Annotated in this window: 20 protein-coding genes and 2 pseudogenes; 20 read left to right on the top strand and 2 right to left on the bottom strand. The window is 44.5% G+C overall.

Going from position 1 to position 22,884, the window contains the following annotated elements; all coding sequences use genetic code 11:
* The first annotated feature begins 125 nt into the window (after positions 1–125).
* The 9 genes from QD47_RS21200 (at position 126) to QD47_RS21160 (ending at position 10,287) form a co-directional block, all read left to right on the top strand.
* Positions 126–1,280 carry a nitrate/nitrite transporter gene (locus QD47_RS21200; protein ID WP_044647996.1) on the top strand — a complete coding sequence of 385 codons (1,155 nt, stop codon included), beginning with the start codon at positions 126–128 and terminating at the stop codon, positions 1,278–1,280.
* Complete coding sequence (locus QD47_RS21195) at positions 1,273–2,292, top strand: ThiF family adenylyltransferase (RefSeq protein WP_044647995.1); 1,020 nt, start codon at positions 1,273–1,275, stop codon at positions 2,290–2,292. Before QD47_RS21200 ends, QD47_RS21195 begins: the two co-directional genes overlap by 8 nt.
* 85 nt (positions 2,293–2,377) lie before the next feature.
* Positions 2,378–2,821 (top strand): molybdenum cofactor biosynthesis protein MoaE, encoded by a 444-nt coding sequence (locus QD47_RS21190; RefSeq protein ID WP_044648021.1) that lies wholly within the window; start codon positions 2,378–2,380, stop codon positions 2,819–2,821.
* Positions 2,814–3,047: a MoaD/ThiS family protein gene (locus QD47_RS21185; RefSeq protein ID WP_023989694.1), complete on the top strand. Its 234-nt coding sequence runs from the start codon at positions 2,814–2,816 to the stop codon at positions 3,045–3,047. The genes QD47_RS21190 and QD47_RS21185 overlap by 8 nt, the downstream gene beginning before the upstream one ends.
* 37 nt (positions 3,048–3,084) lie before the next feature.
* Positions 3,085–4,101, top strand: coding sequence for a GTP 3',8-cyclase MoaA (gene moaA / locus QD47_RS21180; protein ID WP_044647994.1), 1,017 nt, complete (start codon positions 3,085–3,087; stop codon positions 4,099–4,101).
* Positions 4,102–4,690: 589 nt separating this feature from the next.
* Positions 4,691–5,524, top strand: coding sequence for a BglG family transcription antiterminator LicT (licT, locus tag QD47_RS21175; RefSeq protein ID WP_044647993.1), 834 nt, complete (start codon positions 4,691–4,693; stop codon positions 5,522–5,524).
* 203 nt (positions 5,525–5,727) lie between these two features.
* The gene (locus QD47_RS21170; RefSeq protein WP_044647992.1) at positions 5,728–7,641 is read left to right on the top strand and encodes a beta-glucoside-specific PTS transporter subunit IIABC; all 1,914 of its coding nucleotides are present in this window, start codon (positions 5,728–5,730) and stop codon (positions 7,639–7,641) included.
* Between the two features lie 31 nt (positions 7,642–7,672).
* The gene (locus QD47_RS21165) at positions 7,673–9,127 is read left to right on the top strand and encodes a glycoside hydrolase family 1 protein (protein ID WP_044647991.1); all 1,455 of its coding nucleotides are present in this window, start codon (positions 7,673–7,675) and stop codon (positions 9,125–9,127) included.
* Positions 9,128–9,450: 323 nt separating this feature from the next.
* Complete coding sequence (locus tag QD47_RS21160) at positions 9,451–10,287, top strand: methyl-accepting chemotaxis protein (RefSeq protein ID WP_044647990.1); 837 nt, start codon at positions 9,451–9,453, stop codon at positions 10,285–10,287.
* 88 nt (positions 10,288–10,375) lie between these two features.
* Here QD47_RS21160 and QD47_RS21155 read toward each other — a convergent pair whose 3' ends face one another.
* Together QD47_RS21155 and QD47_RS21150 are read right to left on the bottom strand one after the other, a co-directional pair.
* Positions 10,376–10,870: a nuclear transport factor 2 family protein gene (locus tag QD47_RS21155; RefSeq protein WP_044647989.1), complete on the bottom strand. Its 495-nt coding sequence runs from the start codon at positions 10,868–10,870 to the stop codon at positions 10,376–10,378.
* Between the two features lie 52 nt (positions 10,871–10,922).
* On the bottom strand, positions 10,923–11,135 hold the full coding sequence (locus QD47_RS21150; RefSeq protein WP_161797191.1) for an SDR family oxidoreductase: 213 nt from the start codon (positions 11,133–11,135) through the stop codon (positions 10,923–10,925).
* A gap of 40 nt (positions 11,136–11,175) precedes the next feature.
* On the opposite strand from QD47_RS21150, the pseudogene QD47_RS21145 reads away from it, so the two are divergent.
* From QD47_RS21145 to QD47_RS21095, 11 genes and pseudogenes are all read left to right on the top strand, one after another.
* Positions 11,176–11,964 (top strand): annotated as a pseudogene (locus tag QD47_RS21145) (helix-turn-helix domain-containing protein); the annotation flags it as partial.
* A 108-nt stretch (positions 11,965–12,072) separates the two neighbouring features.
* Complete coding sequence (locus QD47_RS21140; RefSeq protein WP_044647988.1) at positions 12,073–13,275, top strand: MFS transporter; 1,203 nt, start codon at positions 12,073–12,075, stop codon at positions 13,273–13,275.
* 115 nt (positions 13,276–13,390) lie between these two features.
* Positions 13,391–13,732 carry a hypothetical protein gene (locus QD47_RS21135; protein WP_235332320.1) on the top strand — a complete coding sequence of 114 codons (342 nt, stop codon included), beginning with the start codon at positions 13,391–13,393 and terminating at the stop codon, positions 13,730–13,732.
* 335 nt (positions 13,733–14,067) lie between these two features.
* Positions 14,068–15,078 carry an ABC transporter permease gene (locus tag QD47_RS21130; protein ID WP_200893485.1) on the top strand — a complete coding sequence of 337 codons (1,011 nt, stop codon included), beginning with the start codon at positions 14,068–14,070 and terminating at the stop codon, positions 15,076–15,078.
* Between the two features lie 36 nt (positions 15,079–15,114).
* Entirely contained in the window at positions 15,115–16,023 is a 909-nt protein-coding gene (locus QD47_RS21125) for an ABC transporter permease (protein ID WP_044647987.1), read from the top strand.
* 34 nt (positions 16,024–16,057) lie between these two features.
* Positions 16,058–17,650: an ABC transporter substrate-binding protein gene (locus QD47_RS21120; protein WP_044647986.1), complete on the top strand. Its 1,593-nt coding sequence runs from the start codon at positions 16,058–16,060 to the stop codon at positions 17,648–17,650.
* A gap of 136 nt (positions 17,651–17,786) precedes the next feature.
* The gene (locus tag QD47_RS21115) at positions 17,787–19,058 is read left to right on the top strand and encodes a M20 family metallopeptidase (RefSeq protein WP_044647985.1); all 1,272 of its coding nucleotides are present in this window, start codon (positions 17,787–17,789) and stop codon (positions 19,056–19,058) included.
* Positions 19,059–19,072: 14 nt separating this feature from the next.
* Positions 19,073–20,008, top strand: coding sequence for a DUF1177 domain-containing protein (locus QD47_RS21110; protein WP_044647984.1), 936 nt, complete (start codon positions 19,073–19,075; stop codon positions 20,006–20,008).
* 59 nt (positions 20,009–20,067) lie between these two features.
* The gene (locus tag QD47_RS21105; RefSeq protein ID WP_044647983.1) at positions 20,068–21,057 is read left to right on the top strand and encodes an ABC transporter ATP-binding protein; all 990 of its coding nucleotides are present in this window, start codon (positions 20,068–20,070) and stop codon (positions 21,055–21,057) included.
* Positions 21,041–22,042 carry an ABC transporter ATP-binding protein gene (locus QD47_RS21100; protein WP_044647982.1) on the top strand — a complete coding sequence of 334 codons (1,002 nt, stop codon included), beginning with the start codon at positions 21,041–21,043 and terminating at the stop codon, positions 22,040–22,042. Before QD47_RS21105 ends, QD47_RS21100 begins: the two co-directional genes overlap by 17 nt.
* Before the next feature lie 268 nt (positions 22,043–22,310).
* Positions 22,311–22,884, top strand: a pseudogene (locus tag QD47_RS21095) (glycoside hydrolase family 78 protein); the annotation flags it as partial.

Here is a 22,884-nt window from a genome sequence, read left to right as displayed (position 1 = left end):
TCAGGGAGTCCCCTGCCAGGTAAAGGGGAGTCCCCTATATTCGAACTGATCGGCTAGCGGCTACAATGGGGACAGAAAATTCAAAACAATAATTCGACAGAAAAAACGTTGAAAAGGTGAGTTAAATGATTAGAAAAATGCAGTTGCCGTTACAAACATTGAACTTGATTCTTGGATTCATGGTATGGGTTATCATTTCTTCTCTTATGCCGTTCATTACGGAGGATATTGCTATTCCACCCGGAAAATTGGCCATGGTCACGGCGATTCCGGTCGTACTTGGTTCGATTCTGCGCATTCCGCTTGGTTATTATGCCAACATCTTCGGAGCAAGAATCGTTTTTCTCGTTAGCTTTATTTTGCTTTTGTTTCCAGTCTACTATATCAGTGAAGCTTCTACGATGATGGATTTAATTATCGGTGGCTTGTTCCTTGGGATTGGAGGAGCTGTGTTCTCGGTTGGGGTGACTTCGCTGCCGAAGTATTACCCAAAGGAAAAGCATGGGTTTGTAAATGGGATGTATGGTATAGGGAACTTGGGAACAGCCATCACTACCTTCTCGGCCCCTATTGTGGCTACCCAAATTGGCTGGGCCCCTACAGTGAAGCTGTATCTCATTCTGCTGCTTGTTTTTATCGTTTTGAATTTTCTCTTAGGGGACCGTCATGAAGCTAAAGTAAAGACGCCCATTATGGAACAGATTAAAGGAGTTTACAAAAATGAGAAGCTTTGGTTTTTCTCGCTCTTTTATTTTATTACATTTGGCTCATTTGTAGCGTTCACGGTGTACTTGCCGAATTTCCTGGTATCAAATTTTGAACTGACCAAAGTGGATGCAGGGATGCGTACAGCAGGCTTCATTGCGATTGCTACTTTCTTCCGTCCCATCGGTGGCTGGCTGGCGGATCGGTTTCAGCCTCTGTTCTTGCTGGTAGGCACGTTCTCTGTTTATACGGTCGCTGCGATTCTTTTGGCTTTTTCACCAGGGATCACCCTTTATGCAGTAGGCTGCTTGGCGATCGCTGTATGTGCTGGAGTGGGGAACGGCGTCATTTTCAAGCTAGTTCCATTTTATTTTAATAAACAAGCAGGTATAGTTAACGGAATTGTATCCATGATGGGCGGTCTCGGTGGCTTTTTCCCTCCGATCTTGTTGTCGACGATTCATGCCGTTACTGGCCATTATTCCATTGGATTCATGCTACTCTCCCAAGTGGCGCTGGCTAGCCTGATCCTCGTCATATGGCTGTATTATCAAGGGACACAATCTAATGAATGAGCGTTATTCCAGACAAATCTTATTTAGACCCATTGGTGGCGAAGGGCAGCGTAATCTATCCGCTGCTGTCGTCACCATTATCGGTTGCGGGGCACTGGGTTCCGCCATTGCCGAAACACTGGTAAGAGCGGGCGTTGGGGAGCTTCATCTTGTTGACAGGGATTATGTAGAGATGTCGAATCTGCAACGTCAGCAATTGTTCACGGAGCAGGACGCCGCGGAAATGCAGCCCAAGGTTATGGCAGCCGAAAAAAGGCTGAAAGCCATACGAGAAGACGTACGGTTGCACACTTATCTCGATAATTTGGATGCCGAGCTTGTTCAAGAACTTGCCAGCAAAAGTATATTGCTGATGGATGCTACGGACAATTTCGAAACTCGTCTACTTATCAACGATGCTGCACTGAAGACAGGAATTCCATGGATTTATGGAGCCTGTGTTGGAAGTACAGGCGTTGTTTTTCCATTTGTGCCGGGCGAGTCAGCTTGTTTACGCTGCCTTCTGCCATCGCTGCCTGCGATCAATCAGACCTGCGATACGGCTGGAATCATCTCGCCTGCAGTCCAGGTGACAGCCGCCCTCCAATGTGCAGAAGCCATGAAGTGGCTGAGCGGCAGACATGATAAGATGCGCCGCAAGGTTCATCTATTTGATCTATGGGAGAACACGCAGATGGACATAGGGATTTCCCGCATCCGTAACCAAGATTGTCCAACCTGTGGAGAAAATCCTACGTTTCCTGCACTGACGGCATCACGTCGCTCGGCGTATGCTGCTCTGTGCGGACGGGATGTGGTACAGGTTCTTCCAGACCCCCATCGTCCGATCACGCTCGATGATGCAGAGAAAATGGGCAGGCTTATAGCAGATAGCGTAAAAAGAACTCCTTATTTCGTTGAATTTTATGCTTTTAAGCATCGAATGATTTTATTCAAAAACGGAAGGCTTCTCATACACGGTGTACGAAGTGTTGCCAACGGTCAAAAACTATATCATCAGCTGTTCGGTTAAATGAGATGTAGATACAAAAAGCAGAAATATTTATAAGAGTCTGTCACCGGAGAGTGGCTTGTCCGGTGGCTGGAAGGTGGATAAGATGAGTGTATTTGAAATCGTGACGGAGCCCATTATCCCGCAGGCTTATGCGGATTATGTCCTAAGGCCGGAAGCAGGAGCGGTGACTGTTTTTACAGGGCACGTACGAGAATGGACTCAAGGGGTACGGACCTTATACCTTGCTTATGAGGCCTATGTCCCTATGGCTCAAAAAAAACTCGCAGAGATTGGTCGCGAAATCGAACAGAAATGGGAAGGAACGCGAGTGGCGATCGCGCACCGCATTGGCGAGCTTCAAATCGGTGATATCGCCGTTGTCATTGCCGTTTCTTCACCTCACCGTTCGGATGCGTATGAGGCGAATGAATACGCGATCGAGCGAATCAAAGAAATAGTTCCTATTTGGAAACGAGAGATTTGGGAAGATGGAACGCAGTGGGTCGGAGATCAAAAGAAAAAGCCAGGGGAGATCAGTCATGATTAAGCTGTACTACTTTGCGGGACTCCGTGAGGTGACGGGAAAAGCAGAAGAATTGGCAGATTTGGCGGGCCAAACGGTAGGCGATTTATCCAATTGGATAACAGATCAATATCCAGATATGCCGATCAAGTCTGTGCGAATTGCGATAAACGAGGAGTATGCGTTGTCTACGGATGTATTACAGGATGGAGACATTGCAGCTTTCATTCCCCCAGTCAGCGGCGGCTAATGATAACGATGCTAAACAACTAGAAAGGAGGGGGCGTATGAATTTTCATCCACTGAAAGACAAGTTGCAGCGGCCGATTCGTGACCTGCGTATATCGGTTACAGACCGCTGCAATTTCCGCTGTTCCTATTGCATGCCTAAAGAGATTTTCGGTGACGATTACGCCTTTCTTCCCCAAAATGAATGTCTGTCGTTTGAAGAGATTCACCGGCTGACGAAGCTCTTTGTATCCCTGGGTGTAAAAAAGATCCGACTCACGGGCGGCGAACCATTAATGCGCAGGAATTTACCCGACCTGGTCTCCCAAATTTTGTCCATTGACGGAGTGGAAGATGTCGGCTTGACCACCAACGGTGTACTGCTAGGACAGCAGGCTAAGCCCCTCTATGACGCGGGGCTACGACGGCTTAACGTCAGTCTGGACGCTCTGGACCCCGAGCTGTTTGGGCGGTTGAATGGGCGGGGGATTAAGCCTGATGTTATTTTGAAGCAGATCGAATATGCAAGAGAAATCGGCTTTGAAATCAAGGTCAATATGGTAGTTCAAAAAGGCGTTAATGACTCGGAGATTTTGCCGATGGCCGCTTATTTTAAGGAGCAGGGAATAACCCTTCGCTTTATCGAGTTTATGGATGTAGGTAATGACAACGGATGGAGCTTCAAAAAGGTACTAACCAAAAAAGAAATCGTTGAACGACTTAAGAATGCGTACGAGCTGGAGCCGATGGATCGGGATTACTTTGGAGAAGTGGCAAAGCGTTACCGTTATAAAGACAGCGATGCACGGATTGGTTTTATTACTTCGGTTTCTGAATCGTTTTGTTCGTCTTGCACACGTGCCCGCTTATCGTGCGATGGCAAGTTTTATACGTGCTTGTTTGCTTCAGGCGGATTTAATTTACGTCAGATGCTTCGTAGCGGGACAAATGACGAAGAGCTGCTTGCTGTGATTACTTCAGTATGGGAACAACGCACAGACCGGTATTCCGATGAACGCACTGAACAGACAGCAAAAAATAGAAAAAAGATTAGTATGTCCTACATTGGAGGTTGACATTTTATACCAATAAAATAGGGTCTACTTGTTGTAACTGCTCCAAAAAAGAAAGCGCAAACATTTTTGTTGGCAAAACTTAAATTCGATGTTATTATGATGTTGGGATTGTTACTGAAAAGGCAAAACCCGAGGCATGGAATTAATATTTCCATGTGTTGGGTTTTGCCTTTTCTTTTAGAAATACAAGATTTGTGATATCCTGCACGATATGAATATCTGGCCCAGCCATAACGCAGAAAGGTGAGTGATATAAAGCCTTACAAGTGCTGAACAACAAAGATGATGACGTCAACCAACGAATCGACATCCGAAAAATGATGTCATAGGACGTGGTTAACCGACTATATCCATTTGCAAAACGGAATATCAGATCGGTTTGAGAGCACTCAAGATCATTCAGGGAAAACGTAAGGCTTTTGTCTCTTGATATGAATGCGTTTTCATAACACGAAGTTGTAAATCAAATACATTTTAATTTGATTTATGACGAAGGTTTGATCGGCTATTACCGTCTTGTGACCTATCTGGAATTTCGCCCAGCAACTAAATCCTTTTTTAAATTTTTGTGGGATAAGGGGGCAGTTAGATGATCATAACGAAAATATTTAATAATAACGCTATAATAGCCAAAGATTCAAAAAGGGATGAGTTTGTTGTTATGGGTCGTGGTATTGCATTCAAAAAGAGTGCAGGAGAACAAGTAGAAGAGCATTTAATTGAAAAGGTCTTTGTGCTTAAACAGAAAGATGCTTCAGAGAAATTTAAATTATTGTTAGAGGATGTTCCTTCAGAATATGTTTCGTTATGCTATGACATCATTGAATATGGAAAAAGCATATTAGAAGCACAATTGAGCGATTATATATATGTTTCGCTTACAGACCACATGAACAATGCATTTAAAATGTTTGACGTTGGGCTTAAAAATGAAAATCCGTTAATCTGGGAAATTAAAAAATTTTATCCCAAAGAATTTGGGGTTGGATTAAAAGCACTGGAGTTCATTGAAGACGAAACAGGCAAACGCTTGTCAGAAGATGAAGCAGGTAATATAGCCCTTCATTTAATAAATGCTCAAGTAAACAGCTCCTACAATAAGGTAGCAGATGTTGCTCAGCAAACTCAAAAAATACAGGATATTTTAAATATTATTAAATACTCTTATAATAACACCATAGATGAACACTCAATCAGTTATGAGCGATTTATTACACATTTAAGATTCTTCTTTCAGCGATTAAATAAAAAAGAAAAAACAGAACTGGAAGACGATTTTTTGTGGAGGCAAGTGAAAGCCAAGTATAAAAAGGCTTACGGCTGTATGCTGAAGATCGAAAAATACTTGAACACGGTATTGTCAGATGAGGAGAAGCTGTATATAACGATTCATATTCAGCGTTTGACCCAAAGGCAAAATTAAATAATTCTTGGATTGTTACTGGTAAAGCAGGCGAAACCAACCTAGATCGAATTTGATCTATTTGGTTTCGCCTTTTTTATAAATACCATTATTTTGAATAGTTCAATTCCCTCGAAGGCACAATATATAGGCAGTCTATAATATTGCTGAAACGCTCTCGAGATGGATGCAGAATGCCAAATACAAATAAAGGGGAAGTTACGATGAAGTATGAGACATTAGCAAAAGACATTATCAAAAATGTCGGCGGCAAAGAAAATGTGAATAGTCTAACTCATTGTGTAACACGTTTGCGTTTCAAACTAAAAGATGAAAGCAAGGCTAATACAGAGGTTTTGAAAAACATGGATGGTGTTGTTACAGTAGTAAAAAGTGGCGGACAATATCAGGTTGTTATAGGTAATCATGTACCGGAGGTTTACGCTGAAGTTATTGCTTTAGGCGGTTTCCAGGAAGCGTCTTCAGAAGAGGTATCAGATGAAAAAGTGAGTTTGTTCAATAGATTCATTGATACGATTTCAGGTGTATTTACACCAACGCTTGGTGTCCTGAGTGCCACGGGTATGATTAAGGGCTTCACTGCCTTATTTGTAGCTTTGGGCTTGCTTACCACAACATCAGGTACCTATCAAATTCTCAATGCTTTAGGTGATTGTTTGTTCTACTTCTTTCCTATTTTCCTGGGGTATACGTCGGCCAAAAAGTTCAATGCCAACATTTTTATAGGTATGGCCATAGGGGCATCGCTTGTTTATCCGACATTTAGCACGATAACAGCCTCGGGCAAACCGCTGTACACTTTATTTAGCGGAACCATATTTGAATCGCCTGTGTATATAACATTTTTGGGTATTCCGGTCATTCTGATGAGCTATGCGTCAACCGTTCTTCCGATTATCATATCCACCTATGTAGGCTCAAAAATAGAAAACTTCTTTAAAAAGGTCATCCCTAGCGTAGTGAGAACATTTTTGGTTCCGTTTTTCACCTTGTTAGTTATTGTTCCGTTAGCACTGATCGCAATTGGACCTCTCTCAACTTGGGCTGGTCAGCTGCTTGGCGCAGGCACTCTCTTTGTGTATAACTTAAGTCCAATTATTGAAGGTATACTCATGGGTGCTTTCTGGCAAGTGTTTGTTATCTTTGGATTACATTGGGGACTTGTTCCGATCGCACTTAACAATTTGGCAGTGCTCAAATTCGACCCGATCCTTGCTGCGACGCTTGGAGCTTCCTTTGCTCAGACGGGTGTCGTGCTGGCAATTTTGTTTAAAACCAAAAATGCAAAGCTGAGATCACTTTCCATTCCAGCTGTCATCTCGGGGATTTTTGGTGTTACAGAACCAGCGATTTACGGGATTACATTACCACGCAAGAAACCATTTATTTTAAGCTGTATAGCGGCTGCAGTAGGCGGCGGCATTATAGGAATGATGGGAACGAAAGGGTATATCCTCGGTGGATTGGGTGTTTTCGCCATTCCGAGCTATATCAGCCCGGCAGGAATAGACAGCGGATTTTATGGAGCTATTATTGGAATCTTGGTAAGCTTTGTATTAGGATTCTTGCTTATGTTCTTTAGCGGATTTAAAGATGATGAAGTGAAAGAAGCGAATAAGGAAGACAGCACAACAGGAGGAGCTAAAGGAGAAATTTTAGTCAAACAAGAGACTGTGATGAGTCCATTAAAAGGCGAAGTGAAGCCTTTATCTGAAGTAACAGACGAAGCCTTTTCGACAGGTGCTCTGGGTAAAGGGATTGCCATTGAGCCTTCCGAAGGCAAGGTCGTTTCACCTGTAGACGGCGTATTAACATCATTATTTTCGTCAGGTCATGCGATCGGAATTACAAGTGATCACGGTGTTGAAGTCCTCATCCATGTAGGCAAGGATACAGTCAAATTAAAAGGCAAACATTTTTATCCTAAAGTAAAACAGGGGGATGCTGTTAAAAAAGGTCAGCTGCTCATGGAGTTTGATATGGAAGCTATCAAAGAGGCAGGTTTTGTTCTGACCACACCTGTTATCGTTGCCAATACTGCCAATTACCTGGATGTTATTGAAACAGAGAAGAAGTCGATTGATTTTCAAGAGGATTTATTGACGGTTGTAGTCTAATCCTAATTAAATGTTGAGGAGGAACTGAACAATGAAAAATATAACTAAGGAATTTCCACAAGGATTTTTATGGGGAGGGGCTACGGCTGCCAACCAATTTGAAGGTGGATATAATGTAGATGGCAAGGGACTAAGCACCGCTGATGTGATTACAGCCGGAACGCATACGACTTCACGAAGAATTACGCCTGTACTGGAGGAAGGAGTGAACTATCCAAGTCACGAGGCTATTGATTTTTTCCACCGCTATCAAGAGGATATCCGCTTATTTGCGGAAATGGGATTCAAGGTCTTTAGAATGTCCATTGCGTGGTCAAGAATATTTCCTAACGGGGATGATACAGAGCCGAATGAGCAAGGCTTACAGTTCTATGATCGTGTATTCGCAGAATTGAAAAAGTACAATATTGAGCCTTTGGTTACGATCTCACATTATGAAGCACCGTTTCATTTAACCCAAAAATATAATGGCTGGTCAGATCGCAGAGTTGTCGATTTTTATGTGAGATATTGTGAAGTGCTTTTTAACAGATACAAAGATGTCGTGAAATACTGGTTAACCTTTAATGAAATCAATATCTTAACCTTGTCTTTTGGCGCGTTCATGGCTGGGGCTATGATGCCGGAGGGGAATGGAGAGCTTGCCCATGCTACAGTGAAGGATGAGCAGGTTCTGTATCAAGCGTTGCACCATCAATTTATTGCCAGCGCAAAGGCAGTAAAGCTGGGGCATGAAATCAACAAGGACTTTAAAATCGGCTGTATGATTGCTTATATGTGTTCGTATCCACTTACATGTCATCCTGATGATTTACTGCTGGCCCAACAAAAGGATAACTTGAGCAACTTCCTGTGTTCAGATGTTCAAGTAAGAGGAGCCTATCCCGGATTTGCCAAGCGATATTTTAAAGAAAATAATATTGATATCGCCATGCAAGAAAATGATGAGAATATCCTTAAAGAAGGCTGTGTGGATTTCTATACCTTCAGTTATTATTCATCTACTTGTGTCAGTGCCGATCCCAACCAGGAGAAGGTGGGAGGGAATTTATCCATGGGATTAAAGAATCCTCATTTGAAAGCAAGTGCTTGGGACTGGCAGATCGATCCACAGGGATTAAGATGGTCCCTCAATAACATTTATAACCGATATGAAATCCCATTAATGGTTGTTGAAAATGGTCTCGGTGCCGTAGATACAGTGGAAGAAGACGGTTCAATTAACGATGATTATCGAATTGACTATCTGAAACAACACATTGAGCAAATGAAAGAAGCGATTGCTGATGGGGTAGACTTGATAGGCTATACTCCGTGGGGATGTATTGATCTGGTAAGTGCAGGAACCGGTGAAATGAAAAAGCGTTATGGCTTCATTTACGTTGATAAGGATAATGAAGGCAACGGTACACTTGCCAGATCCAGAAAGAAGAGTTTCTATTGGTACAAGAACGTGATAGAAACGAATGGAGAGCAGTTGGATTAAATCCTAATGTCTGATTTGCGAGTGGAGAGAACCCAAAAACGGGTCTTAAAAAATATATATACAGCCAGCGCGTGCCGATGCTCCATTGGTACGCGCTGTTTGAATTTATTATGAAATGAAAACAATCTTTTTTCGATAATAACAGAAAGAGTGCGGAAATTCTCGACAGTGATAACTTACATGAAACTACCTAAAAGAAAATGAACATGGTATACATATGAAAGGAAATGAATTGTATTTTTAAATTGACTAAAATATTTGGATGAAAATGTCGAAATAAAGGATAGGGCATATATCAAAATATAAGGAAGTGGATACATATTATGAATCAAGTAGAAGCTGTTTTGGCCGCTATGCCGTTTATCAAAGAAGCTGCACGACAAGATGTTTCAATTTCTGTAATGGATAGAGAAAAGTTTCTGTTCTTTCAATCAGGTAAAAGTTTAGTGTATGACTTCAAAGCAGGCGATCCTCTTCCTGACGTCCACAGAAACTTCAAAATGTTAGTGGGTGGTGAAAAGACCAGAGAGCGTTATGCTGCTGAAGTTTTTGGAATCGCTGCTGATTCATATTTTCATCCGATTAAGAATGAACAGAATGAAATTGCGGCTGTAATGTGTATTACCTATAGTATGGATAATCAAGATCAATTGAGGAAGTTGATGACTCAAGCTGAGGAGGTTACCAGCAAGCTAGTTGAAGGGATTCAGCATGTGGCGGCCCATTCGGAGGAGCTTAGTGCGACAGCCGAAGAAATCTTGAGCAATACGAAACAGGCGGTTGAAGATTCCGGTAACGTGACTGAAGTGGCTGGCTACATTAAGGAAATTTCAGAGCAGACAAACTTGCTTGGGTTAAATGCAGCAATTGAAGCAGCCCGGGTGGGTGAGGCAGGAGCGGGTTTTGGCGTTGTCGCTACAGAAATCCGCAAGATGTCTACGGGCACAAAGGAAGCTACCGGACGGATTGAACAGTCCTTGCAAGCTGTCAGACAATCGGTTTATAACATGGAACAGGAGATCACGCAGATTGCGGTTTCCTCCCAAGAGCAAGCCAAGCTTGTAACGGAATTTATGAATGTTATTGATCAATTAAATGTAACCAACCACGGCTTGAGAGGGTTAGTAGAAAAAATAACGGGTGATGTTGACGCAGAATAAAGAACGAAAAAAGTCTCGGTCTCTGAAATGTGCATTCCGTAATGGAAATGTAGATCATAGGCCGAGACTTTTTTCTACTAGTCAGTCATTATGAGTATTGTTTGTTTAACAGTGCAGTATCATAATACTCTTCAAAAGATTTAATTTTATTGTTTTCAAATTTAAAGATCTGTACATAGATCCCGTTGTATTTTATTTTTTTGTCTTCTCCCCATGCTCCATTCGCTGTGATATCAATATGGCTGCGTGTTTTTGTCACAATCGTGTTAGGATTTTCTCCGACCATAAACTCATCAATGGTCCATTCGAACGTCCCTTTCATATCATTAAAAATGGGATTAAAGAAACCTTTTACGGCATCCCAGCCTTCTTGAACAGAATCGTGCAAAACCGCCACATCATCAGTCGTAAATGGAGTAATGACAACCGGATTATCTTCAACCCACAGAGAATAAAATTTGTCCGTGTCCCCTAGGTATAAAGAAAAAAAGTCTATAATGACATCCATATTCTTTTTAGCAACTTCATTTTCGCTGCTGAATGAAGCATTAATAGTTACATTTTTAATTTTTTTTGGATTCATGTTGTCATTCTCCTTTATGAAAAAGATATTGAGTGGCTCCAGCAAAATCTACTTATATATCTTGCCCGCTAATATAGCTGGATAAGCTACTATTTATTAATAATAACGCATTTGCTTGATCCTCGGGAGTAGCAATTCCTGCAACGGAGGTAAAATCTTCAGATATCACTTTTTTAAATATGATATTAAAATCTTCAGTCATGGCTGTGTTCGTTGCACCTGGAGATATTGTATTTATTCTAATATGCTGCTCTGAATAAGCCATTGCCACATATTTCACCCAGGCCACGAGTGCTTCTTTTGAGCCATATCCAACCTAGTTTTCTTCCAGTGGACAAATGATTGAACTACAATTTGCGCTTTCCGGTCAACGCCATGTCCATGTGGACGGTCTGGATTGTACACTCCCGATAGGGCGAGGGGCACTTATCTTTTTACAGGATTTTAAAGCGCATTTTTATCCTCCGGTTCATGAGCAATATACATCATTTGCACTTGGCATCCCTGTCTCGTTGTTTAACTATGCGACCTCACAGTTGGTAGCTCGTCAGCAGGTAGCCATTGAATTTAATCAAATTCTTAAGGGAGCTGCATTCCATCATTTTAGTTTTGAACTGGATCACAGAAGTATAGTGATGATAGAGCATTTGATAAAAGACTTGAAAAGTGTGCATAGATCATCTTTATTAATGGAAGCAGCGGCATTAGAGATTTTAAACAGGTTTATGATTCAATTATTCGATTTAACACCCATGCCCGAAGGTTTGTCTAAAGAAGATGTCAGAAAGCTGCATATGGCCCGGCAAATCCTTGAATCCAGCATGATTGATCCTCCCTCACTGATCACATTATCCAAGAAAGTTGGCCTAAACGATTTTAAATTAAAAAAGGGGTTCAAGGCTTGTTTTGGAACTACTGTATTTGAATATTTGCGTCACATTTGTCTGGACTATGCGATGAAGCTGCTACGAAGTCAAGAAAGCAATGTGACAGAAGCAGCGATGGCTGTAGGATACAGTAATGTGAGTGCATTTTCAGAGCAATTTTTCCGCGAATACGGAGTGAAGCCATCATCCATAAAGAAAGTATTTTAAAATTAAAATCCGTTTAACCGTAGAATAATCCGTATATAGGCAGCAGGGTTTTGCTATCACTCGTATACTTCTGCATAGAGAGAATCTATAACAGAGGAGTGTACGAGGATGAATAGAATAAAAGGGAGCATCTTTTTTAGTGTATTTGTGGCTATGCTAGGGCTCATGCTCATTGCTCCAATTATGCCGCCCCTTATTCGTGAATTAGGGTTAAGAGAAAGTCATTCCGGGTTAATCATATCGCTGGGTTCCATTACCATGGCCTTAATGGCTCCAGTATGGGGAAATCTGAGTGATGCAAAAGGACGCAAACCTGTAATCCTGATTGGGTTCATCGGGATGTGTGTAAGTTGCTTGCTGTTTACGCTTACTCTTTTTGGCGGGTTAAATGGATGGCTCAGCGGGTGGCTGTTGTTAGTCCTGCTGATAGTTACACGTGGTTTAATAGGCGGGTTTATCCCAGCAGTGCTGTCATCCTCTCAAGCCTATATGGGGGATGTAACGGAGGGAGAAGATCGAGGTACTGGGATGGCTATCATTAGCGCGGCCAATGGGCTTGGACTGGTATTTGGGCCCGCTATTGCAGGTGCCTTTACTTTAATAGGGCTGCTGTGGCCCTTATATTTTGGGATCGTGATTGCCGCTGTTGCATTTGTAGTGGCCCTGCTGGCGATTCCGGCTGCTAAACCCGTTATTCAGCAAAAGCCGGCTCGGATTAACCCATTTCAGTCTGGTCTAAGAATGTATTTGTTTGCAGGTTTGGTTACGATGATTAGTATTGTGACCATCCAGGTTATAGGCGGATTTTATTTTCAAGATCAATTAGGCCTTTCATCCGAAGAAACAGCAAGAGTCGTTTCCTTTGGGCTCATGTTTTCCGGGGCAGCCATGTTGATTGTACAGATCGTTCAGATGAAATGGCTTAAATGGCAGCCTAAGCCGATGATTTTGCTTGGTTCTCTGTTCCTGATTACGGGAATGGGATTATTTCTGGTGTCAACCAGTTTGATCGTTTACTATGCAGCGTTCTTTATGTTTGGTATAGGTACGGGCTTGCTAATGCCCGGCTTTATGGCGGGTGCTTCTCTGTCTGTCAGTAAAGAACAGCAGGGGGGAGCCGCTGGTTTAGTGGCTGCTGTTCAGGGCATTTCTGCGATCATTGCTCCTATTTTGACGACGACTCTGTATCGGGTGGACAAATATATTCCCTTTGCGTTTATAGCGGTTCTGGTAGCTGTTATGGCCGTCATTCTGTTGGGGGTAAGAAAAGGAAAAGGTAAAATAGAGCCTGTAGCTCAGAAGGTTAAATAAATAGTTCATATTGGCGGTAAGGATGCGGAGAGATGGAAGGAAAGTTGAGGAAAAATTGACTAGGAAGAGGAAAAAAGAAATTCAGACACTAATCTACCGCTATAGCGGGCCACGATTGAATGTAGGATATATTTTTGCACCGCTGCGCTTTCGGGATACAGACGAACCGAAGCTGGAGGAGATGATCTTTATCTACGCGGATGACTTTGATATCCTGTTGTCTGCATTAAAGTCCAAATATCCGCTTATCGATTCTGAAACGGAAGAAACGTATGAGGCCTTTGATCCCTGCTGGGATAATCCGATTTCGGAGCCGGTGTGGCGCGAGATCTTAACAGAAATGGATGCTTGGCCTACTAAAGAGCTAGAACTGCGTGCATTCATAGATTCTTTTACAACTTGGGCCAGAGTGCAGTTGGAACAAGCAGAGGGGATTGTCGTAACCGGGAATTTGTAGAGTCGCAGAGATGTAACAAGTCATTTGATAAAGGTCCTTTGTCCTGTTGGATGAAGGGCCTTTGTGCTTTTATATACAACAATATGGCAACGCTATACTGCGATACTGCTTTACTGTAATATTGTCATGTTTTTAATTTTTTTCATTAATATATAACATTTAAATGACGTAATGAGTCATTTTAGTGCGTGAACGACAAAATTCGTCATTTTTTTTAGTTATTCAGGACGTAGTACCTCATCCTGTTCCTTAGTACAATTAATCAAAATAACAAGTGATGATAAAAAAGATGACAAAAAAGAAAACATGGGAATAAGAACAAGGGGGGACAGGCTGTGGCCGTTTACACACTACGTCGATTGATTCAAATGATTCCGGCACTGCTTGGTATTATCGTCATTACATTCATTATCTCGAGAGTGCTTCCGGGTGATCCTGCCGTGATGCTTGCGGGGGAACAGGCTACACCTGAGACGATTGAAAATATTCGCAGCAGCATGGGACTGGATCAACCGAAGTACATTCAATTCTTTCATTATGTAGGCGGATTGTTCCAGGGTGATCTGGGCCAGGCCTACCACACCGGGCAATCGGTGGCGAGTGATTTTGCTACCCGGTTTCCGGCAACCATTGAGCTGGCGCTGGCAAGCTTGATTATTGCGATCCTGGTTGCGATCCCGATCGGCATTCTGGCGGCCACTCGCAAAGAGTCGATTGTAGACCACATTTCGCGTGTGTTTTCTCTGATTGGGGCTTGTATGCCCATCTTCTGGATCGGACTGTTGTTCATTTATATTTTTTATGCCAAATGGGGCATTGCTCCGGCGCCAATGGGCCGAATCAGCGGTGACATCAATCCACCAACAAACATTACGGGACTTTATGTAATCGATAGTTTGATGACTGGTGATTTTGTAGCTTTAAAAAGCAGTTTATCCCATTTAGTCCTGCCAGCAATCTGCCTAAGTACAGGTACGATGGCGATTGTGGCACGGATGATGCGTTCCAGCATGTTGGAGGTCATCGGGCAGGATTTTGTCCGCACGGCCAGAGCCAAAGGTCTGCGTGAGGGAGTAGTCATTTACAAGCACGCTCTGATTAACGCTTTTATTCCGACACTTACCGTACTTGGCTTGCAGGTCGGCTATCTGATTGGCGGGGCGGTTATTACGGAAACCATCTTTACCTGGCCGGGAGTCGGCAGTTATGTGACGGATTCCATTTTGGCCGCTGATTACGCGCCCATTCAAGCTTTTACCTTAGTGAGTGCGCTGATTTACAGCTTTATCAACCTTGGAGTCGACCTGGTTTACGGATTGATTGATCCGCGTATCCGGTACGAATAATGACACAAAGCATAAAAAGTAAGGGGAGGTACTTGGATGAGCACTGCAAGTGATTTGGTAGCAAAAGCGGCTGTACCTCAGCCCAATGCAGCCGCTATACCGAAAAGAAAGACCTTTTGGCAATTGTTGTTTGGCAACAAACTCGCTTTAATCGGATTCATCTTTATTGTGGGGTGGACGCTGATCGCGATCCTCTCATCATGGATCGTTCCACATGATCCTTACGTAACCGACCCGGCTAACAAGCTGCTGCCGCCAAGTGCAGAACATTGGTTTGGGACCGATAATTACGGACGTGACATTCTCAGCCGTGTTATTTATGGAGCGAGAATCAGCATATGGACCGGAATGATCGCCGTGTCGATCTCATTTATCATCGGCGTACCGCTTGGAGCCATCGCTGGCTTCTACGGCGGTCGAATGGGCAGCATTATTATGCGCTGTATGGATATCCTGCTTGCTTTTCCATCGCTGGTACTCGCCATGGCGATCGCTGCGGCCATGGGACCAGGACTGATGAGCGCACTTATCGCCGTGGGGATTGTAGGCATACCCGAATTCGCCAGACTGATTCACGGACAAACCATTTCTCTACGGGAAAAGGAGTTTGTTGAGGCCAGCCGGGCCATTGGTGTAACCAACCGAACCATCTTGTTTCGCCACATTCTACCCAATGCGCTTGCTCCACTGCTTGTGAATGCAACGCTGGGGATGGGCTTTGCCATCCTGACCTCTGCCAGTCTCAGCTTCCTCGGTCTTGGCGTCAAACCCCCGATTGCCGAGTGGGGCGCGATGATTTCAGAAGGGCGAGCGTATATCATTTCCGGTGAGTGGTGGATTGTGACCTTCCCGGGTCTTGGAATCGCGACAGCTATTTTGGGCTTCAATTTGCTTGGAGACGGTTTGCGGGATGTGCTTGATCCTAGACTGCGCTCTAGCAAATAAAAATAATAGATCATCAAAGGGGAGAACGTAAGCCATGTTGAAAAAAAGTCTTTCTCTAATTGTCGTCTTGTCTACGTTGCTTTGGACGGCAGGCTGCGCAAGCAATGCCAATAGCCCGTCCGCTTCATCTGGAGAGAAAGGCGCAGATGCCTCATCCCCACCAAAAGCAATTACACTTGCTTACTCGGAGGGAGGGTCAACCATGGACCCTGCTGAAGCAAGTGATCTTACATCGGACACCCTTGTGCTTGCGCTCTATGATCAGCTTGTGACCTACGGAAAAAAATCTACGGACAGTGGTGAAGTGGCAGATACAGAAGCAATTAAGCCCATGCTGGCTGAGAAATGGGATGTTTCCGCTGATAACATGACCTATACAATGCATCTGCGTAAAGACGTTAAATTCCAAAGTGGCAATCCGATGACTGCCAATTCCGTGTTGTATTCCTTGGAGCGGCTTAAAAATTCTGATTCTGGTAGCTTCCTTTATGGTATGAGCTCTATCAAAACCGCTACAGCGCCGGATGAGCACACCGTTATCATTACATTGTCCCAGCCTAATCATATGTTCCTGCAAATTCTGTCTTTGTATAACTTCTCTATCGTGGATGACGTGCTTGTCAAAGAAAAGGGCGATGGCGAGTATTTGAAAACACATGCGGCAGGCTCCGGTCCGTTCAAGCTTGAAAAATGGGACCCTGCATCAGAAGCTGTCTTCAATGCTAATGCGAGTTACTGGCAAGGTGCACCAAAATTAAGCAAAGTTACGATGAAGTTTACCAAAGAAGCTTCTAACCGTGTATTACTGCTGGATAAAGGTGACGTCGACATGGCGATTGAAATTCCTGCAAAAGACGTCTCGAAGCTGGAAAGCAACACCGATCTGAAGGTTCAATCCAATGCAAGTAACCGGATTTTGTATTTCGCCATGAACAATAAAGTCAAACCTTTTAATGATCCAAAAGTACGTCAAGCGATCTCTTATGCTGTACCTTACGAGCAATTGATCGATGACGTCATGTACGGTCAAGCCAAACAAATGAAGAGTTCTGTGGCAAGTAACACACCTGGCTATAGTGATGCAGGTTACAGCTATAAGCACGACCTGACTAAAGCGAAACAACTCCTTACAGAAGCGGGTTATCCTAATGGGTTTAGCTTTGACCTGACCCTAGGCTCGGGCTTCCAGGATTGGGCGGATGACGCCGTATTAATCCAGGCTGAGCTTGCCAAAATCGGCGTGAAAATGAACGTTGTCAACGTTGCCCGTGCACAGTTCCTTGAACAACAACGAGAAGGCAACCTGACAGCATACATCTCCAAATGGACCTCCTTCGTCAATGACCCGGGTTACCATCTTGGATTCCTGATGTACAGCGGTGGTTCCTCGAACTATATCCATTACGCTAATCCAGAAGTGGATAAGCTGTGGGAGCAAGCAGGCAAAGAGCAAGATGGAAATAAACGAAAAGAACTGTATGGCAAAGCACAAGAACTTATCAATCAAGATTCGCCTTGGGCGTACCTGTATGAATACAATCGGGTTGTTGGCATGGGCAAAGACGTCACTGGATATGTTTACTACCCGGATGAAGTGATCCGATTCTACTCATTGAATAAAGAGTAAGTTGCTCATCTTACCCTGATGCCTTCGGTTTCTTACAGCCGAAGGCTATCATTTTACACCTGAAGTATGAAGCTGATCTGTATGGAAAGTAAGGGTTCAGTTAGCTATATGGAAAACGTGAAGGGGTTGAATGGAAATGACAGATTGGAAAACGTTAGTTCTTGATGAAATAGAAAAACGGCAGGATGAACTGCTTGAGCTTTGCTCGCGGTTAATTCAGTTTCCCTCGGAAAATCCTCCAGGTGATTCACGTGAAATCAGCCAGTTTATTATGGACTACCTTAAAGAAGCGGGAATTGAAACAACTGTACATGAATCCGGGCCAAATATGTGGAATCTTATTTCCGACTATGGAACTGAATCCGTAGATGGAAAAAAACTGATCTTCTGCGGACATACGGATGTTGTTCCGGCAGGGGATCGTACCCGTTGGGATTTTGATCCGTTCTGTGGTGAAATTCGTGACGGCTATCTGCTTGGCCGCGGCGCTTCGGACATGAAAGCCGGACTGGGTGGATTGATTTTTACAGTGGCACTGTTATCTAAACTTGGTGTACCGCTTGAGGGCGCATTGTCGCTGCTGGTTGTTCCAGACGAAGAAACCGGGGGACATCTTGGGGTACCTTGGGTGCTGGAAAGAAAACTGATTGAAGGAACGGCTGCTGTGATCGCAGAGCCTTCGGGCCCGCAAAACCCGACGATCGGTCAAAAAGGAAGCTGCTGGTTTGAGTTTACCGTTGAAGGTACGCCGGGTCACGGCAGTCTGCAACCGATCGCAGGTGAAAGTGCTATTTTGAAAGCGGCCAGAGGAATTGAAGCCCTGCAACAACTGTGGGATATCAAACCAGACATTCCGGAAGAAGTCAAAGAGATCATTGAAATTTCCAAGCGTTATGTAAGCGAACGGGAAAACCCGGCTTATGGGCAAGCCTTTGACCATGTAACAGTGAACATCGGTACGATTCAGGGGGGCACCAAAGTCAATGTGGTTGCCGACCGTTGTACGGTACAAGTGGATTCCCGCGTTCCTTTTGGTGTAGACCACCGGGATGTACTGGCTAGAGCGAAAGAATTACTTGCTAGTGTAGACATTCACGTTGAACCCAAGCAGTTCGGGTTTTTCGGTAATGCCAACTGGACTCCGCCAACCGAACCGATTGTGCATGATCTTGTGGATTCCATCGCTGAGGTTAGCGGTAAAGAAGCCTATGGCGTGTTGCAGTGGGCAACCAGTGATGCACGTGCATTCCGCCAATATAATATTCCGGTATTGCAATATGGACCTGCCGACCTGGGAACCATCCACAACTTCAACGAAAGAGCTCCGGTATGGCAGATCATTCAATCCGCGAAAGTATACGCCTTGACGGCGCTTAAATATCTGAACACAACAAAAACAGAAGCTTAAGGGGAGCTAGACGTATGATGAAACAAGTTTACGAGGTATATGATCTTTTGGACAGCCCGTCCGCTAGCGGGGCGGAAGTAAAAGCTTATCTGGAACAACTGGGTCAAGCGGACATCAGCGTCACAACCGTTGAGGGTCAGAAAGGCTCTACGGATTTTATCAAAGTTGTTATTGCCGGAAAAAACGGTCGTATTCGCGGTGGCGATTGCCCAACCCTGGGTGTGATTGGTCGTCTTGGCGGACTTGGAGCACGTCCGGAAATGATCGGATTTGTATCTGATGGTGATGGCGCGGCAGCAGCGATTTCAGCAGCAGCCAAGCTTTTGTCTATGCAGTCCAAAGGTGATGTGCTGGACGGCGACGTGATTATCTGTACACACATTTGCCCGGATGCACCTACCCAGCCGCATGATCCGGTTCCATTTATGGATTCGCCAGTAGATATTTTGACTATGAACAACTACGAAGTGACTCCCGAGATGGAAGCCATTCTGTCGATTGATACCACAAAAGGGAATCGTGTCATCAATCATAAAGGGATTGCTATTTCCCCTACCGTACGTGAGGGCTACGTGTTGCGGATCAGTGAAGACCTTGTCGATATTGTGCAGACCGTAACCGGCGAACCGTGTGTTACTTTTGCTGTGACCACGCAGGATATTACACCTTACGGCAATGATCTGTATCATATCAACAGCATTTTGCAGCCAGCGGTGGCAACCTCGGCCCCGGTTGTGGGTGTAGCAATTACCGCAGCCGCCCCCGTACCAGGCAGTGCAACGGGTGCAAGCCACGAAGGCGATATTTCGCTGGCTGCTAAAGTGGCTGTGGAAACAGCCAAGGCCTATGGACGCGGCCAATGCTCTTTTCATTCGGAAAAAGAATTTCAACATATCACCAAGCTGTACGGAGACATGAAGCATCTGCAAACGATGGGCAAGTCCGAATAGACTCGTCCTTTTAGATAAAAACGTGAAGATTCGTGATGGACAAGGAGGGGGAAGAGGACATGGCACAATTGCTTGAAGTAACCAATCTCCGCACAGAGTTCGAGACTGCGGCGGGTACCATCCGGGCAGTGGATGGCGTCGATCTGTCGGTTGGCAAAGGGGAAACACTTGGAATCGTTGGGGAATCTGGGTGTGGCAAAAGCATCACTTCCCTTTCCATTATGCAGCTTCTCCCCAAAGGGCTTGGGAAAGTAGCTGCTGGTGAAGTGCGGTTTAACGGCGAAAACATACTGGATTACTCAGAGCGGAAAATGCGTTCAATTCGAGGCAATGAGATGGCTATGATTTTTCAGGAGCCTATGACCTCGCTGAATCCCGTGTTCAAAATCGGTAAACAAATTGCCGAATCTGCCAGATACCATCACGGTGTAAGTAAACATAAAGCCAAGGACATGGCCGTGGAAATGTTGACGAAAGTTGGTATTCCACGCCCAGAGAAAGTAGCCGTTTCTTATCCGCATGAGCTCTCGGGAGGGATGCGCCAGCGGGTTATGATTGCAATGGCAATGGTCTGCAATCCGAAGCTGCTGATCGCGGATGAGCCGACCACGGCACTCGACGTGACCATTCAGGCGCAAATCCTTGATTTGATGCGTGACCTGCAAAAGTCCGAAGGAACTTCCATTCTGATGATTACCCATGACCTTGGCGTTGTAGCTGAAATGTGTGATCGGGTGGTTATTATGTACGCCGGGCAGGTGGTGGAAGAAACGGATGTCAAAACGCTTTTTAAAGCTCCCAAGCATCCATATACACAAAGTCTGTTAGCATCATTGCCGCAATTGAACAGTGATCAGGAGCGTCTGGCTTCCATTCCGGGCCAGGTTCCCAACCCGCTCGATATGCCAAAAGGCTGCCGTTTTGCACCACGCTGTCAGTTTGCCAAAGAAATTTGCCTTGCAGAGGCCCCGGGGCTTGTGGAAGTGGAACCTGGGCACAAAAGCCGCTGCTTGCTACAGCAGGAGGGATATCATGAGTACACTGCTTGAATTACGTAATCTGAAAAAACACTATCCGCTCAAAAAAGGACTTTTTTCCAAACAAGTGGGAGCAGTCAAAGCGGTGGATGGTATTAACCTGACTGTACAGCAGGGTGAAACCCTGGCAATCGTGGGGGAATCCGGCTGTGGAAAATCTACAACCGGTCGAGCAATCCTCAGATTGATTGAACCAACCGATGGAGAGATTCTGTTTAACGGTACGGATATACGGAAGCTAAATAACGAGCAACTGCGCAAATTCAGAACGGATATGCAGATGGTGTTTCAGGACCCGTTTGCTTCACTTGATCCAAGATGGACGGTACAGCAGGTGCTGGAAGAACCGCTCATCACCCATGAAAAGTTGAGCAAAGCACAGCTCAAAGAGCGTGTAGAAAACCTACTCGAAGTAGTCGGATTGTCCCCTTATCACGCTCATCGTTACCCGCATGAGTTTTCGGGCGGTCAACGTCAGCGGATCGGGATTGCAAGGGCACTGGCGCTCAATCCCAAATTTATCGTTTGTGACGAGCCGGTCTCAGCGCTCGATGTGTCCATTCAGGCGCAGGTGCTCAACCTGATGAAGGACTTGCAAAAACAGTACGACCTGACGTATATGTTCATTTCCCATGATCTGTCGGTCGTCAAATTTATTAGCGATCGCGTTGGTGTGATGTACCTGGGCAAGCTAGTCGAACTCGCACCGACCAAAGAAATGTTCAAGGAGCCGCTGCATCCGTATACGAAGGCGTTGATGTCTGCGGTACCTGTAGCCGATCCAGAAGCGGAACGGGACCGGATCGTGCTTAAAGGCGATGTGCCGAGCCCGGAAAATCCGCCCAGCGGCTGCGCGTTTCACAACCGCTGCCCGGCAGCCATGGACATTTGCAGCAAAGTACAGCCAATCTTTGCCGAAGCTGCACCGGGTCGGCAGGTCGCCTGCCACTTGTACCCGACCTCCACGCCGGAACAAGTGATAGCCGGACAGGCATAAGCTAGCTAAAAAAGAATAAATATACTTTATAGTAAAATTCAAGCCTGAATCCGCCCCAAACGGATTCAGGCTTTTTTAAGGAGTGCTGCTTTGAAAACGTACATATTTTTCTAATAGATCCATTTTAAGATTCAATATAAGGGGTGGAATTTCAACACCTGTAAATCAAGCATATAACATGCATGGATACAACATTGACGCATAATCGATGAAAGCGTTTTAATTTAAGTATAGAAATACAAAAGAAGACCTCAGGGAGGACATAAGAATGCTAAAAGTGAAAGCGCTTAGATGCGAGCATTTAAATAATCCGATTGGACTTGGTTGTAAAAAGCCGCGACTCAGTTGGCAGATTGAATCTGACAAAATGTATGTTTCACAAAAACGGTTCCAATTGCAAGTATCCGTTAATCCCACTTTTGAACTGCTGATCTGGAATCATTTTGCCTATTCGGATCAATCCATTCTGTTTCCATATGAAGGCCCTCCACTGGAATCAGGACAAAGATATTATTATCGGGTAAAAGTGTGGGCTCAAGGAGCGGGTGACACAGAACCAGAAGAATCGAAATGGAGTGAGTCCGGCTTTTGGGAGATGGGGTTGCTCCATGAGCAGGACTGGAAAGCACAATGGATCACGGTGAAGGAGCGGAGCATAAATGAAGAGTTTCAGACACGCGCTCCTTTTGCCACTTCCAAATGTTTTTCAGTTGAGGGAAAAGTAAAAAAGCAGTCATTTATGCTACAAGCCTGGGTCTGTATGAACTGGAGTTAAATGGACAAAGAGTGGGCGATGCTTACTTTACCCCGGGATGGACGGATTATAACGATAGTCGTCGTGT

This window comes from Paenibacillus terrae, assembly GCF_000943545.1.
Classification (GTDB): domain Bacteria; phylum Bacillota; class Bacilli; order Paenibacillales; family Paenibacillaceae; genus Paenibacillus; species Paenibacillus terrae_A.
This window is presented reverse-complemented; position numbering and strand designations above follow the sequence as displayed.